Annotated in this window: 16 protein-coding genes; 1 reads left to right on the top strand and 15 read right to left on the bottom strand. The window is 39.4% G+C overall.

The window, feature by feature from the left end; all coding sequences use genetic code 11:
- Positions 1-13 precede the first annotated feature (13 nt).
- Entirely contained in the window at positions 14-1,183 is a 1,170-nt protein-coding gene (gene recA / locus Q0162_RS01005; RefSeq protein WP_297887715.1) for a recombinase RecA, read from the top strand.
- Between the two features lie 39 nt (positions 1,184-1,222).
- On the opposite strand, the gene Q0162_RS01000 is transcribed toward recA, so the two are convergent.
- The 15 genes from Q0162_RS01000 to Q0162_RS00935 form a co-directional block, all read right to left on the bottom strand.
- Positions 1,223-1,549 (bottom strand): nucleotide pyrophosphohydrolase, encoded by a 327-nt coding sequence (locus Q0162_RS01000; RefSeq protein WP_034555969.1) that lies wholly within the window; start codon positions 1,547-1,549, stop codon positions 1,223-1,225.
- A gap of 100 nt (positions 1,550-1,649) precedes the next feature.
- On the bottom strand, positions 1,650-2,552 hold the full coding sequence (gene gldN / locus Q0162_RS00995) for a gliding motility protein GldN (protein WP_297887710.1): 903 nt from the start codon (positions 2,550-2,552) through the stop codon (positions 1,650-1,652).
- A gap of 10 nt (positions 2,553-2,562) precedes the next feature.
- Positions 2,563-4,128: a gliding motility protein GldM gene (gene gldM / locus Q0162_RS00990; RefSeq protein ID WP_297887707.1), complete on the bottom strand. Its 1,566-nt coding sequence runs from the start codon at positions 4,126-4,128 to the stop codon at positions 2,563-2,565.
- A gap of 36 nt (positions 4,129-4,164) precedes the next feature.
- On the bottom strand, positions 4,165-4,830 hold the full coding sequence (gene gldL, locus Q0162_RS00985; protein WP_297887704.1) for a gliding motility protein GldL: 666 nt from the start codon (positions 4,828-4,830) through the stop codon (positions 4,165-4,167).
- Positions 4,831-4,898: 68 nt separating this feature from the next.
- A complete protein-coding gene (gene gldK, locus Q0162_RS00980) occupies positions 4,899-6,275 on the bottom strand; it encodes a gliding motility lipoprotein GldK (RefSeq protein WP_297887701.1) in 1,377 nt (458 codons plus the stop codon).
- Positions 6,276-6,461: 186 nt separating this feature from the next.
- Entirely contained in the window at positions 6,462-8,588 is a 2,127-nt protein-coding gene (locus Q0162_RS00975) for a prolyl oligopeptidase family serine peptidase (RefSeq protein WP_297887698.1), read from the bottom strand.
- A 261-nt stretch (positions 8,589-8,849) separates the two neighbouring features.
- Positions 8,850-9,272 carry a ribose 5-phosphate isomerase B gene (gene rpiB / locus Q0162_RS00970; RefSeq protein WP_297887695.1) on the bottom strand — a complete coding sequence of 141 codons (423 nt, stop codon included), beginning with the start codon at positions 9,270-9,272 and terminating at the stop codon, positions 8,850-8,852.
- Positions 9,273-9,278: 6 nt separating this feature from the next.
- Complete coding sequence (locus Q0162_RS00965; RefSeq protein WP_297887692.1) at positions 9,279-9,452, bottom strand: GAG-binding domain-containing protein; 174 nt, start codon at positions 9,450-9,452, stop codon at positions 9,279-9,281.
- A 3-nt stretch (positions 9,453-9,455) separates the two neighbouring features.
- The gene (locus Q0162_RS00960; protein WP_297887689.1) at positions 9,456-9,941 is read right to left on the bottom strand and encodes a hypothetical protein; all 486 of its coding nucleotides are present in this window, start codon (positions 9,939-9,941) and stop codon (positions 9,456-9,458) included.
- Positions 9,942-9,981: 40 nt separating this feature from the next.
- A complete protein-coding gene (locus Q0162_RS00955) occupies positions 9,982-10,500 on the bottom strand; it encodes a hypothetical protein (RefSeq protein ID WP_297887686.1) in 519 nt (172 codons plus the stop codon).
- A gap of 84 nt (positions 10,501-10,584) precedes the next feature.
- On the bottom strand, positions 10,585-11,622 hold the full coding sequence (locus Q0162_RS00950) for a DUF4434 domain-containing protein (protein ID WP_297887683.1): 1,038 nt from the start codon (positions 11,620-11,622) through the stop codon (positions 10,585-10,587).
- 119 nt (positions 11,623-11,741) lie between these two features.
- Positions 11,742-14,021: a TonB-dependent receptor gene (locus Q0162_RS00945; RefSeq protein WP_297887679.1), complete on the bottom strand. Its 2,280-nt coding sequence runs from the start codon at positions 14,019-14,021 to the stop codon at positions 11,742-11,744.
- A 117-nt stretch (positions 14,022-14,138) separates the two neighbouring features.
- Positions 14,139-14,921, bottom strand: coding sequence for a UDP-2,3-diacylglucosamine diphosphatase (locus Q0162_RS00940; protein ID WP_297887676.1), 783 nt, complete (start codon positions 14,919-14,921; stop codon positions 14,139-14,141).
- Between the two features lie 127 nt (positions 14,922-15,048).
- A complete protein-coding gene (locus tag Q0162_RS13220; RefSeq protein ID WP_367272158.1) occupies positions 15,049-15,249 on the bottom strand; it encodes a DNA-binding protein in 201 nt (66 codons plus the stop codon).
- Between the two features lies 1 nt (position 15,250).
- Positions 15,251-15,760: a hypothetical protein gene (locus tag Q0162_RS00935; protein ID WP_297887673.1), complete on the bottom strand. Its 510-nt coding sequence runs from the start codon at positions 15,758-15,760 to the stop codon at positions 15,251-15,253.
- Position 15,761 lies beyond the last annotated feature (1 nt).

Here is a 15,761-nt window from a genome sequence, read left to right as displayed (position 1 = left end):
AATAATCCAATCAATGGCAAAAAACGATAAAGAACTTTCGCTTCAAGATCAGAAAAAAGAAGCCCTTAAGCTCACACTTGCTAAGTTAGACAAGACTTATGGCAAGGGCATTGTGCGCGCTTTGGGCGACAACCCTATAGAAGATGTAGAGGTCTACTCATCAGGCTCTATCGCCTTAGATGCTGCTCTGGGAGTAGGCGGTTACCCTAAAGGTCGCGTGATTGAAATCTACGGTCCTGAATCATCAGGTAAAACAACGCTCACCCTTCACGCTATCGCCGAAGTGCAAAAAGCAGGCGGTACAGCGGCTTTCATCGATGCGGAACACGCTTTTGATCCTGTATACGCCAAAAACGTAGGGGTAAATACCGAAGATTTGCTCGTTTCTCAACCTGATAGTGGTGAACAAGCCCTTGAAGTAGCCGATGCTCTTATCCGCTCTAACGCTGTAGACCTTGTAATCATCGACTCGGTAGCGGCGCTTACTCCTAAAACCGAAATCGACGGTGATATGGGCGACTCTAAAATGGGGGTTCACGCCCGCCTAATGTCGCAAGCACTCCGCAAAATTACGGGTAGCATTAGCAAAGCTAAATGTATAGTGATTTTCATCAACCAATTGCGCGACAAATTAGGTGGAGGAATGTACGGTGGGCCTACCGAAACTACTACAGGGGGTAATGCTTTGAAATTCTACTCATCAGTACGTCTTGAAATCCGCAAAGATGGAGGTGCGCAAGGTAGTGCGGCTATCAAAGACGGCGATGGCAATATCATAGGAAATAAAACCAAAGTGAAGGTAGTGAAAAACAAAGTAGCTCCTCCGTTTAAAATGGCTTATTTCGACATTATGTTTGGCGAAGGTATCTCTAAAGTAAGTGAATTGTTAGAAATGGGGGTTGCTGCCGAAATTATAGGCAAAAGTGGTGCTTGGTTTAGCTACGGTGATAGCAAACTCGCTCAAGGACGCGATGCTACCCTTAGCCTCTTGCGCGACAATCCTGAATTAGTAGAAGAAATAGAAGCCAAAGTAAGACAATGGCTGAAAGATGGAGGCGACCCATTTGCTAAGCCTAAAAAAGGCAAAAAAGGTGCTTTAGTCAAAAGTAAAAAAGATGACGCCGAGGATATAGACGAAGAAGATTTCGACGACGATGACCTCTTAGAAGAAGATGATGAATAGTTATAAAAAAACTCAGGGTATTGCCCTGAGTTTTTTTGTTTATTTAAGTTTCTCGTTGTTGTGATGTCGATCATGATCACGTTCGGTTTTGCGGAGCATTTTCTTATCAAAAGCGTCTTGCAAATCAATGCCTGTTTGGTTAGCCAAACAGAGTACTACAAACACTACATCGGCGAGTTCTTCACCTAAATCTTTCTGTTTGTCGCTTTCCTTCTCCGATTGTTCTCCATAACGGCGAGCGATGATACGGGCTACTTCACCTACTTCCTCAGTGAGTTGTGCCATATTGGTAAGCTCGTTGAAATATCTAACGCCGTGTTCTTTAATCCAATTATCTACTTCTAATTGTGCATTTTTGATGTTCATCTTTTTGTTGTTTTGGAATGTAAATTAGAAAAGCACTGCTCTTGGGAGAGCAATGCTTTTCTAAAATTGTTGTAAAAATACTCTAACTGTGAATTTAAAATTAGTTCGTCCACATATCTTGCTCTCTATCGCGAATCTTTTCTTTGATTTTATCAGCTTCTAAGAGTTGTAAGAGAGCATTATCGGGTATATAATCCTTAATTTTTCTATCGCCATAGACGTTAGCTTCTTTATAGATTACCGAGCTAAACATACGGGCGTTAAGCAAGTGGTCGAATGACATTGGGCGAGCGTCGTTCTTGCGGTTGAAGGTTTTAGCTTCGTGCAGAATGTCACGCACTTGCGGATAAAATACCCAGAACAAAGGTACTAAAGATGACATTGTAGAGTCATCGGAATCAATAAAGTTTACATCGGGTGCTACAGGAGCTAATGCGAGCAAACGATATTTGAGTTCACCTTGACGTTTATCGAAATACCAAATTCCTCTGATATGATACTGAGCTATATCGGCAGACTCTAAGTTTCTACGAGTGATGTACTCATCGGGGAGGGCTTCACCGGCGTTGAGCAAGTTGTAACCTTCTTCCAAGGTATCAATTTTAGAAAGAGAAGCCTCTATAGTTTCAGTACTTTTAGTTTGAGTAAAATAAGAATCTACGTATAAATCCTTGATTTTACCATTTTTGATATTTTTCAATAGTACATCGTACAAAGAACGGCGGTAAGCATCTACATCCAAAGTATCAGTAGGGAAAAGGAGGGGGAAGTTAGCACGCTCGTTGAGGTCGATTACTTCCCAAACTTCTACTGACCAAAGGATATCACGATCGTCTACATACCCATAAGGTAGCGGCTTATCGTTATCCGCTTGTATTTGAGCTTCAGTTTTAACCCCTATATCACCAGCTACTTTAGCATTAAGTATATTTATCTGTGCTGAGGAAAGCTGAAAACCAAATACTATCATCAATAGTACTATAATCTTCTTCAGTTGTAACATAAAAATTTTCTTAGTTTGTTATTTCAATAATGATAGGTGATACGGGAGGTAATTTCAAGTTTGAGTTACCAGGGATGCTAGCTTTGATATCGAATACTTGTATTTTATCTCCACGTTTAGCTCTAGCTACAGCAGCGCGAGCTTGTTCGTTGAATTTACCACCTTTTACGGCAATACTAGGTTGTCCTGGGATAAATACTTTGAATTCGTTTACTTGAAGTTTTAAGTCGAAATCGAAATCTTCGAGAACAGCCATTACAGGTAAAACTCCTACGTTTTGTTTAGGCAATTTAGCATCTCCTATCATACCGCCCATACTACCAGATGCACGTGGGATATTTTTGATACGGAACGATTTAGAAGAGCTAAAGCGTTGACCATCGATTTCTCCACTTACAGTGATTGTAACATCTTTACCTTGTCCTGGGCGCATTACCCAACCGCTACCAGCTCTTGAGAGTCCAGATGCAGAAGCCACAATTTTGTTATCAGGCACCCCAGGCATAGATATAGTGATAGGGTTATCAACACCGCGGTATACTACGTTCATCTTATCGGCAGAGATAACAGCAGAGTTAGGTTTAGGGATGGTAGAGAATGATTGAGCTACAGGTACTGCAATACGCTCACCATCTTGATCGAAGTAGAGGTTACCAGTAATTTTGTGTTCACCGGCATTACCTGCACCTACGTTCAATTTCACACGACCATCTTCGATAGTATAATCACTTGGTCCTAATTTTCTACCGTCTAAAGAGAGCTCTACAGAGTTAGGGCGAGTAGAAGCGTCTTTTCTACCTAATACGATAGATCCGTCGAATTTCTCACCTTGGTAGTAAGCACCTTTACCTTGCTCGAGCAAAGTAGTATACTTAGTCATTGATACTTGATCTTTCAATTGACCTTCCAACGCTTTAGAAACGAACTCTTGTTGTACTGATAAGATATCAGATTGCATCATAGAGAATTTTGCTAAAGAAGCGATGTAAGGGAAACCTTCGAAGTTGAAGTTTAACCATTGAACGGTGTTACCATCTCTATCTTTTACTGCATCGGTATTAAAGTTATCTTTAACTTTTTTTGCGATTTCAGCATAAGCTGGGTTATCACCTAACACTTTTAATAGGGCTTCGCGATAGTTTTTGATGTTCTCTACGAACTTTTTACCTTCGGTAGCTCCTTCAGCAAAGAATAAATGGTCAGTATAGTCAGATTTATCCATAGCTTGGTAATCTTTCTCGTTCACCTTTTTATCACTTTGCCCGATTGCTTTTTCAAGACCATCTTTTAGACCTTGTACGTAGTTGTAGAGTTCGTCGGAAATGGTTTTGATTTGTTTAGATTGCTCGTTGATTTGAGCGAACTGAGCTGGGCTTTCGCTTGCTTTGAGGGCTAGTTGTTCCATAGCTGAGCTAATACCCTGAGTATCTCGTTTATTAGATACTTCAAATTTTTGATTTACCAACCCGAATGCATCAAGTACTTGTTTTCCCATATTGAGTGCGATCATTGCGAGGAACACAAGATACATCAGGTTAATCATCTTCTGTCTAGGACTTAATTTTCCACCTGCCATAAGCTATTTTTTTAATAAGTTAATAAATAATTACTCTTATCTTGCACCGCTCATTGCAGATAACATTCCTCCATAGATTGTGTTCAAAGATTTTAGATTATCTTTGAAAGAAAGCATCTGTTGATTCAAAGAATCAAGATTGTCGGCAATTCCTGCTTGTGCAGATACTTGTCTTTCGGTTCTTTCTAATTGTAGCTTATAAAGGCTATTAAGAGATTCTAAGTTAGAAGCAGCTTCAGAAAGTTCTTCTCCATATTTATGAGTAGCTACCATAGTGTTAGTTACGGGAGCGATTTCTTTGCTAGCTTCGGCGAAGTTTTCGATAGATTTTCCTAAAGATCTCATTAAGTTAGCGTCGATTTTAGCTTCAGCGAGGATTCCGTCTAATTTTTCAGACAAAGATTCTCTTATGAGTTTATCGTCTTGATTTTGTTGAGCGATAACTCCTTGACGAGCTACAGGGGCGCCACCTTTGAGTTCTGGATAGACTAATGACCAATCTAGTTCTTCTTCAACGGGCTCGAAAGCCGACATAAAGAAGATGATAGCTTCAGTTCCCATACCTACTGCTAGAAGGAAACTACCACTCATACCTAAGATATCTGCGTGCAAAATCTTAGCCAAGGCTCCAACGATTACAATTGAAGCACCAATACCATAAGCGTATTGAAAAATTTTTTTTGTTACTTTACTTCCTGCCATAATACTTTAATTATTAAATAAGTTGTTAAATTAGTTTGATTTGTTTTATAAGTGATTAAATGATTATTTTATCTATAACCTCTTGCCGATTTGGCTTGTTGTTTTTCGCTTACGCCCATAAAGTCTTGGACGGTACGGAATCCTATGTAGCTACGAGCAGAGTCTTGGTATTCGTAATCACGAGTGTTTACTTGTAACATAAAAGCAACGTCTTTCCAAGAACCGCCTCGTATTACTTTGCGTCGGTTACTATCGTCGAGGACGTTAGGGTTCATAGAAGACATATACTCGTAAGAGTTAGGGTCGTAAGAGGTGTTAGTCCATTCGGATACGTTACCAGCCATATTATATAGGTTATATCCGTTAGGTTCGTAAGATTTAGCTTCTACGGTGTATAGAGCGTTATCGGAAGCGTAGTCGCCACGCATAGGTTTAAAGTTTGCGAGGAAGCAAGCTTTGTCGTCATAGGTGTAAGGGCCTCCCCAAGGGTATGTAGCACCAGATAGGCCACCTCGAGCTGCGTATTCCCATTCAGATTCGATAGGGAGACGGAAAGCGTTTACGGTGTAGTCACCTTTAGATTTTTGGTAAGAGTTTTTGTTCAAGGTACGCCATTCGCAGAATGCTTTGGCTTGAATCCAGCTTACACCTACTACTGGGTAGTCGCTATAAGCTTCGTGCCAGAAGTAGTCGTTATGCATAGGTTCGTTGTAAGAATAGTTGAAGTCGCGGATCCAAACAGTAGTATCTGGATAAACTTTGACGATTTCTTCTTTGATGAAGTCTTTACGGTTACCTCTTTTACGAGCGGCTTTATCCATATCGAGCCATTGGTATTTGAACTCGAATTTTTGGACGTCCATAATGCGTTTACCGTTGTAAGCTTCTTCTTCGGGTAAATACATTTTATCCATTACTTCGGAGTAATACTCATCTGGGAATTTATTTACGTCCCAAATAAGCGCCACTTTTTTGTTTAGTTTTCTCGCTTTGTCGTCGCCGTAAGTGTTTTGGAGATACTGTTGCCAAGCGTTCATTTTTTCGGTATTGGCGTCTAGGTAGGCATATTCGCCAATTCCTCCGCCACCTTGGCTTTGACCGGTTTGTTCAGCCATATCGGCTAATTGAGTACGGATGATAGAATCGCGTACCCAATTTACAAACTGGCGGTACTCGCTATTTGTAATTTCGGTTTCATCCATATAGAATGATCCCACGCTCACAGTTTTGATTGTTGCGTTTAAACTCGCAGTTTTGTCATCATCGGAGCTACCCATGATGAAAGAACCACTCGGGATAAGTGTCATACCATAAGGGGTAGGCTGTTTCCAGCTTTTACCTCTTACTCCAACGAGTTCTCCCTTGCCATCGCCACTTCCGCGTTTACAAGCAGACATTGCTAAAAGCACAAGTAGCACTACAATTATTCTTCTTGCCATAAACATTGTTTAAATTCACATTTAATTAGGGCGCAAACGTACGCATAATTTTTTACACACGCAAAAAATATTCACTATTTATTTCTATAATCGATAAATTTTAACAATACTTTTACATTTGAGTAGTTTTTAAGGGCTGAAATGTAAAGAAATACTAAATGAAATGGGGTATTTTTGTGTATAGGAAAAAGTTTAATTTAGTTTTTTTACTCCCATATTCCATAGGGTGAAGGCTTGCAAATCGGCGTTTTGCTCAATAGTTTTGCTTACAGGGGTTCCTGCGCCGTGGCCTGCATTAGTTTCTATTCTTATTAGGATGGGGTTGTTTTCTGATTGATTTGCTTGCAGTTGTGCTGCAAATTTAAAGCTATGAGCGGGGACTACTCTATCGTCATGATCTCCGGTTGTAATGAGAGTTGCTGGGTAACTGACACCTTTTTTCACATTGTGCAAAGGGGAATAGCCTTTTAGGTAATCGAACATTTCTTTACTATCGTTAGCAGTACCATAATCGTAAGCCCATCCGGCGCCGGCTGTGAAGGTGTGATAACGCAACATGTCAAGCACGCCTACTGCAGGTAAGGCTACCTTAAATAGTTCGGGGCGTTGTAACATTGTAGCTCCTACGAGCAATCCGCCGTTAGAACCTCCTTTGATAGCAAGGTATTCAGGTGAGGTGTATTTTTGATTTATGAGATATTCGGCAGCTGCTATAAAATCGTCGAACACGTTTTGCTTTTGCATTTTGGTGCCGGCATCGTGCCACTGTTTGCCATATTCGCCTCCTCCGCGCAAATTGGGTACAGCATACACACCGCCGAGTTCCATCCATACGGCATTGGCAACACTGAAGGTAGGCATTAGGCTCACATTGAATCCTCCGTAACCATATAATAAGGTGGGGTTCTTACCATTGAGTTTGATTCCTTTTTTATAGGTGATCATCATTGGTACTTTGGTGCCATCTTTAGAGGTATAGAATACTTGTTTGGATTCGTAGTTGTTGGCATCAAAGGCTATAGCGGGTTTCCAATAAAGTTCGGTAGCCCCTGTAGCTAAGTCCATTTTGTATATTTGAGCGGGATAGGCGTAATTAGTGAAAGTGAAATAGGTATGGTTTTCTGATTTTTTAGCGTAGAAACCTCCGGCTGTACCGATGCTAGGGAGTTTTACTTCGCGTACTAACTCACCTTTATAGTTATATTGTTTTATTTGTGAAAGGGCATCTACCATATAACGGGCAAAGAAATAGTTCCCTGTAGCACTGATACTGAGTACATTTTTAGTTTCGGGGATGACATCTTGCCAATATTCGGGTTGTGGTTTGGCAACCTCAGCTTTTACCAATCGACCGTTAGGGGCATTCAAATTGGTTTCAAAGAAAAGAGTTGTGCCATCGTTATCAATAAATTGGGTATCGGCGTCTAAACTATTGGTGATGGTTACTAAAGGAGCTTTGGAATTTTTGAGGTCTTTTAAGAAGAGTTTGTTACCCGAAGTGTTTACTGCTGCTGAAATAAATAGATATTGAGCATCTAAAGAAACAGCTCCTGAGACATATCGGTATTTTTCGTTAGGGGTACCTCCAAATATGAGTTGGTCGTTCTTTTGGGGAGTACCCAACTGGTGGTAGTAGAGTTTATGCTGATCGGTTTTAGCTGATAACTCACTGCCTTTGGGTTTATCATAACTGGAGTAGAAGAAACCTTCGTTGCCTTTCCAAGCAATGGAACTGAACTTGATATCTACTAAGGTGTCGCCTATTACTTCTTTGGTTTTAGCATTGAGGACGATGCCTTTGCGCCAGTCGCTACCGCCTTCGGAAATGAGATAGGCTACTAAAGAGCCGTCTTCAGAGAAGGCTACTTCGCCTAAAGAGGTGGTGCCGTCGCTTGAGAAGGTGTTGGGGTCTAAGAAAACTTCTTCTTTACCGTCTTTATCTTTACGATAGAGCACAGACTGGTTTTGCAATCCGTTGTTCTTATAATAATAGGTGTAGTCGCCTTCGGTGAAGGGTGCGCCTATTTTTTCGTAGTTCCAAAGTTTTTCGAGTTTTTCTTTAATGGCTTGTCGGTAAGGGATTTTGGATAGATAGCCAAAGGTGAAGTTGTTTTGTTGTTTTACCCACTCAGCGGTTTCGGCAGAGCGGTCGTCTTCGAGCCAACGGTAGGGGTCGGCGATTTGAGTGCCGAAATAGGTGTCTACCGTGTTGTCCATACGGGTTTGAGGGTAATTCATTTTCTCGCTGTTAGCGTTGTTAGGGGTTTGATTGCAGGCTACTAATAGGAGTAGGGCTGCGGGGAATAGTTTGTGGATCATATCATTAAATTATTTTGGGCAAAGTTATTAAATAGTTTTCTATTGAGCAAATTATTGTTAGTAATGATTAAGAAGTTTTTGGAAAATCTTGGAGAATATTGGAGAATCTTGGAAAATCTCAAAGAATCTTGGAGGTGGGAGGACTACTTATGGGCGTTTGCAAATAAGGGCGTTTGCAAAACGCCCCTACAAAGTGATTGATTATCTGGGTAATCAACTTTGGCAAAGTCCTTAGACTTTGCCAAAGTGTGTGATGTGATTTTAAATTTTATTTACACGGCGTTCGTGTCGACCGCCTTCAAATGGGGTGATTAAGAATGTATTGGCGATTTCTACTGCTTGCTCAATGGCGGTGAAGCGGGCGGGAATGCTCAATACATTGGCATCATTATGGGCGCGAGCAAGGGCTGAAATTTCTTTTGTCCAGCATACAGCACAACGCACGTGTGGGTGCTTGTTGGCAGTCATTGCAATGCCGTTGCCACTGCCGCAAATCACGATACCGAGGTCGGCTTTGCCTTGTTCTAAAGCTTGGGCTACCGCGTGACCAAAATCGGGGTAGTCTACGCTTTCGGGGGTATCTGTTCCGAAGTTGAGGACTTCAATATTTTTGCTTTTTAAAAAGGCTGTGATAGCGTTCTTGTAATCCACACCAGCGTGGTCATTTCCTATGGCTATTGTCATTTTATATTATGATTTTAGTTTGTTTACTATATCGATGATTTTGTTGTAGTTGGCTACAATTTCTTCATTTGTTGATTTTATAAGATGGTTATTTCTCGTCTCTATAAAATTATTTACAAAGATAAAAAGAATACTCAGTATTATCAAACCTCCTGTGAGAAATAATATAAACTTACGCATATTTCAGAATTTTATAGCATTAGACATCGTGTCTATTTGTTTAGTGAGAAAATCTCCGTAAAATTTATTAGAAACAGTCGTCAAATTATTTATATCACGAAAGCCATAGTTATCATTTGAGTGAATTAAAGTATCTATCATCTTGTCACAATCAAACTGAGCTATGATATAAGGATATTTTTCATTTTTGTATTGATGTTTTTTATCTATAAAAGCTAAATGGGCAACTACAAGAACAATATCATTCTTTTTATCATAAATTCCTGAAAAATAATATAGGTCTGGTGATATTTTTCCTATATTGATAGAATCAGGTCTTACATAAAGACAATATCTTTCTGATGAGATTTCAGTTGTTTTTAAGACTTGACCTGATATATAATAAGAAGTATTTTCTTTATATATATTCCAACTATTCTGTTCTTTTTCAGAATTATAACAACTTTCATAAAACATTAGAAACCACATCATCCCAAAAAAGGTTGCCATTATTATATTAGTCGTCTTACTCGTTTTTATTACCATAATTTTAAAACTCTATTCCATTAGGCATTGTGTCCATTTGTTGAAGTAAATATTGTGCTATAGGTTCTTTAACATCTGCATCTAATATATTTTCGTCTAATTCTAATTTATTATCAGAAAATGTAAAACCATATTTACCTATTTTAGGATTGCACGTATATGTTAGATAGGGAAGTGTATTGCTTTCTGTTTCTGCAATACCTAATCGTGACTTAGAATTAGATAGAAGAATGGCTATTTTTCTATCTTCATCAAACACTCCCGAAATTCTATCTCTTCTATTTTCTGATTTTAAAATGTTTACAGAATCTGTTTTGACAAAAAGAGCATAAGAAAAACTTCCTATTTTTTCAATTTTAAAGACTTGACCTGATATATAAAAAAAAGAGTTTTCTTTATAAAGATTACTTTGCTCACTTTCATATATACTGTTATTTCTCGTCTCTATGAAATTATTTACAAAGATAAAAAGAATACTCAGTATTATCAAACCTCCTGTGAGAAATAATATAAACTTACGCATATTTCAGAATTTTATAGCATTAGACATTGTATCAGCACTATTTTTTCAAAATTCTTATCAAGCTTACATTCAATAAAGCTTTCATTATTTGATATAGTTTTTATAGGCTTCTCTCAGGGCATCGGCTTTAGCCTTGTGGGGGCTCTTAGTACTCATATCATCAAAATAGTGAAAAGATACTACCTTGCTGACCTTTTTAATAGAAAGGGCTGTCTCCAATTGTTGTTTTACCCTATCGAAAGTGGCAGGATGAAAAGGATACTCACCATTAGGAGATGCAAAAGTTTCTAAATCACTCCAAAATACACCTTTATAGTTTTTGTTTTCTTCAAAGAGTCCGCGTTGTGCAGCCTCATAATAGTTGGCAAGTCGGTTGAGGGTTACGTGTTGTGCGCCCACACCATCTTGTAACATTATAATTTGCAAATTGCTTTTAGACAGTTCTGCCATAAAGTGTTTCATTTGCTCGGGTGTGGAGAGTGAGCTATTCCAAAAGGCAGCAATAGACACAGGTTTGTTGTTCAATTGGTGCAAACGGTTGGAAATGCGATCTACAAAATGCTCTCTAAAAAGGCGTACTTTCTCATCGGTATTATAAGCATTAGGCTCAGGCTCGTGCGGGATATACCAACCTTTGAAAGCAGTGTGTCTGCCAAATTGTGCTTGTATTTCTTCGGCTATGGCAATACAATAATTGGCTTGTGTTTGTAGCCACGCCACATCGGTTTGATGTTGCCAATAAGTATCGTCAAAATGCAAACCTATATGCACCTCTATTGCTTTTCGACCTGCTGAGGCTAAAAGTCGTTGCAAGGTGTTTTTGCTCTTAGTAGCTGTGAACGTATTTGCCGAATTGAACCAAGTGATATTGTTGTAAGGATTTTTGAATGCAGTATATTGCACAATAAGGGTGTTCATTCCTACATCTTTGATTTCGGTGAGAAACTCGTCCCATTGTGCTTCACTCCAATTATCTTTGCCGAAGAGTTGCAAAAAAGTACCTGTAAGGGCTTTTGGGTTTAATTGTGGAGGATATACGCAAACAATTTCTTCGTTATTCTCTTTTTTACAAGCTATAAGACTGAAAATAGAGAACAGAATAAAGAGTAAGATTTTTTTCATTAGGTGTTATTTTGTGGCAAAGTTATGAAATAATGAGTAGTTGCGCAAATTTACCATAGAAATAAAAAGCTGTTCAACAAAAATGTTGAACAGCTTTTTATGTTTATGTATCAAAAGATTTAGAATTGATAGCCTACACCACCTAATACGCTGATAGTAGCTGCTGGCATAATACCTCCCCAAGCACTATGGCGGGTAGTGAAGTATTTGCGGTTGAGCAAGTTCAAGGCATTGAGGTTGAAATTCCATTGCTTATAACTGTAATTAGCAGTTGCATTGAGCAAGAAAAATTTAGGTATCAAACCTACATTACCATTAGCTGAACCTACTTCAGTATTTTTAATATCAGAAAATTGTGAGCTTACAAAGTTGCCATATACGTTGGTAGTGAGTGTACCTTCGCCTACAGCACATTGATATTTAGCCCCTGCAGTAGCGGTGTAGCGCGGTGCGTAAGGCACGCGGTTGCCTTTGTACATACCATATTCTATGGTAGCTCTTTGGATAGCACCATTACCATAGAGTTTTAATCCTTCTACTGGATAAATAGCACCACTCACTTCTATCCCACGATGTAGGGCTTTTCCTCCATTGTTAAGCAACCCACTTTCACGGAATATTTTGTGGTTGAAGTCTAATATATAGGCAGCCAACTCTATTTCTAACCATTGTGTAGGCTGGGTGCGGAAACCTATTTCATAGTTATTAGAAGTTTCGGCATCGAGGTCGCCATTGGTTTCAAAAGCCAATCGTATTTGAGGCATCTTATAGCCTTTTGAGTAGGTGGCATAAGCGCGATACTGCTCAGAGAATTTGTAGAATAACCCCAATGAGTAGATGAAAGCATCTTCGTTGCGATTATCCCAATTGTTACGGAAGTAATCTTCTTTGTCGTAATTTACAAAAGTATAGCGCAACCCAGGGTTGATATTAAGTTTATCGGTGATGTGAAACTCGTCAAACACATAGCCCTCTACTACGGCTACGGTATTAGCGGAATTGGCAGTTGTCTTCCCTGCTTTTTTACCCATTTCGTCGCCTGCTACCGATACCTCGTGAGTAATATCAGTATGTAAGCGGATACCTGCTAAGAGTTTGTTTTCTTTGCCAAATAGAGGATTCGTTCTCTCGTAGTCGGAGAATAAGCCTACTGTAGGGATATCGCGCAAGGCGGCTGTAAATTTGCGTTTAGCAGCAACGGGATTGCGGTTGTCGAGCCACCAGTCTCTTTTTAGGTAACTACCATATATAGAAGTAGTAAGGTTATTTGTTTCATCAAAACTACGCTTGTATGAAATAGCGGTACTAAAGCGTCTTGCCTCAAAAAAGTCGTGTGGGTTTACAGATTGTTCAGGGTCTTGCTCCCATTGTGCTTGACTAAGCCCTCCAGGAGTATCGGAATATTCGGTAAAGCCATTTAGGAAGAAGCGCCATTCGTTTTTCTCGCCTACTTTTGCTGTTACATTGGCAGTAAGGTCGTTTACATTATAGCGACTGCGCGATTTTCTAAAGCCATCACCTTGTCGGCGGTGGAAGCCAGCATAGTAATTCATATTTCCTTCATTGGTATTGCCTACTGTTTCAATACCTATGTTCAAAGCGTTGTGATTGCCGTATTGCAAGTTGATGCCAGTGTAAGGACGAGCAGCACCTTTTTTGGTGATGATATTCACCACCCCACCTATACTACCACTTCCGTAGAGCGCTGGTGAAGCGCCTTTTATCACTTCCACACTTTCGATAGCACCTACGGGCATCATATAGTAACCTCCCATATCGGAATAACTTTGCCCGATAGGTATTTTACCATCGATTACTACCAGAGTATTGCTATTTCGGTTGGGTTCCATACCGCGTAACCCAATACCAGGGCGCAATCCACGACCATCTTCATCTATATAGTTTACCCCTGGCATAAAGCGCACTGCATCGCCTACTGCGGGAATGGCTAATTCTTTTATTTGTGAAGCTGAAATAACATTTACGGTACCTGCAAAGTCTTTAATTTGCCGTTTGATACCAGTAGAAGTAACGGTTACCTCTTTGAGTTCTTGTGTAGAGACTTTCATCTGTACGGTAATAGATGAACGTCCGTTTAGAGCAATTTCTTGAGTTTGATACCCTAAGAAGCGGAATACGAGTACGGCGTTTTCATCGGCTTGAAGAGAGAAACGTCCGTTTTCATCGGTAACGACCCCACGATGGGTATCTTTTACTACTACGCTCACTCCTAGCATTGGAGAGCCATCGGCATCGAGCACCTGACCTTCTACTTCTATCTCTTCCTGCTGATATTGCTCGGTATAGAGAGTTTTAGTAATTGAAGTTTTTGCTTCAGTTGCAGAGGTTGCTATCATACTTAATAGCAAACTGCCCAAAAATAGTGATTTGTTTTTCATAAAAACATTTTTATTTATTTACTTTTTGGGCACAAAAATAGAAACTTTCTAAATAATAGCAAACTATTATGTAGATTTTTTTTAAATAATATTTGGGATATCTTTATTTTATTAGCTTTAGCAAGTACTCTTATTGGTAAATTCCTTTATTTCCAATCCTGTTTTGGGGTCAAAAACTGCATAGGTAAAGTAGTGAATCCAGTCGCCTGTGTTGATATAGGTACTCCCCTCGCCTACTTTGATGGTCATTGGTAGATGACGGTGACCGAAGAGAAAATAGTCGTAATGCTGGGTTTCGAGTTTGCGTTTGCAATACTGCACCAACCATTCGTTGTCTTCACCCAAGAAATGTACATCTTCCTCACCCGAGATGAGTTTGTTTTTCACTGAGAGGTATTGCGCCAATCGCACGCCTATATCGGGATGTAACCAGCGGAAGAGCCATTTGCAAAACGGATTGGTAAAGACTTTTTTCATTCGCTTGTAGCCTTTATCACCAGGTCCTAAGCCATCGCCGTGACCTATCAAAAAGCGTTTGCCTGCACATTCTACTTCTAATGGACGGCGGTATACGGGAATTCCTAATTCGGTTTGGAAATAATCGTCCATCCACAAATCGTGGTTGCCCACAAAAAAATAGATAGGAATACCACTGTCGCGCAGTTCCGCCAGCTTGCCCAAAGTGCGCACAAAGCCTTTGGGGACAACTGTTTTGTACTCAAACCAAAAGTCGAAAAGGTCGCCGAGGAGGAATATGGCACCTGCATCGGCTTTGATTGTATTGAGCCATTGCACAAACTTCGCTTCGCGGGGTTTGCTTTCGGCAGCAGTAGGCGCTCCGAGGTGATTATCGGAGGCGAAGTATATCTTTTTATCTTTGGGTAATTCTATAGATAACATTGGTTCTTTAATTTATCATTTATACAAAAAGTCCATTTCGTATAAATGAAGAATATGATATGGCAAAAAATGGCGTTTTTTTTCCATGTTACTAGTAACGTGGCAAAAAATGGCGTTTTTTTCCACGTTATACTTTTTCTCTTTGGAGTACTTTTATCAAATTTTTATTGATATAATAATTTGACTTTCCTACTTTCAACTTACTAAGCAACCGTATTTCAGCAATCGTATCTAAATAGTTTTGTGCAGTGCGTTTAGTTACATCTAAATCTGTTGCTAAAAACTCTATCTTAGTATAGAGGTTTTTAAAGAGGTTATATCGCCATATCTTAATGATTCATCAGTTCGGAGAGGTCTTTTTGTAGGAACTCGGTATCAACATAAACTTCCTTGGGGTTTTGTGGGTTGTAATACACATTGATATAGCCTTGCACATTCAGCTTTACTTGTGCCACACTAGCATCTATATCGGCAACAGTAGTTTGATATACTTTTACAGTAGAGCTACTTTTGTCGTAACATCTTATATAACTGAGTTTCATTTTTTCTTCTCCTAACTGTAACTTATTAAATAACATTGCTTCTGTAAAAAGCATTGTTTCCTCAAGATCGCTTTTCATACGATTATTTTCTACTGCATGTAAATCGAAGGTAGTATTTTCATTCATCACATCGCAATGGTCAGCATCAATACACACCTTTTGCCAATTGTTCCGAATATAGTCCAGAGTATTCTCCTTTAATGAATTTTGTGCAAATGAATTGTGCAAACGCTTTATGATGTTCCTTTTGTAAAACAAAAGAATAATGAGTACTATAATTAATAGTATAAGTCCCATA

Source organism: uncultured Capnocytophaga sp. (assembly GCF_937936315.1).
Lineage (GTDB): Bacteria > Bacteroidota > Bacteroidia > Flavobacteriales > Flavobacteriaceae > Capnocytophaga.
Note: the sequence above shows the minus strand (reverse complement) of the source record. Positions and strands in the feature narration are given on the sequence as shown.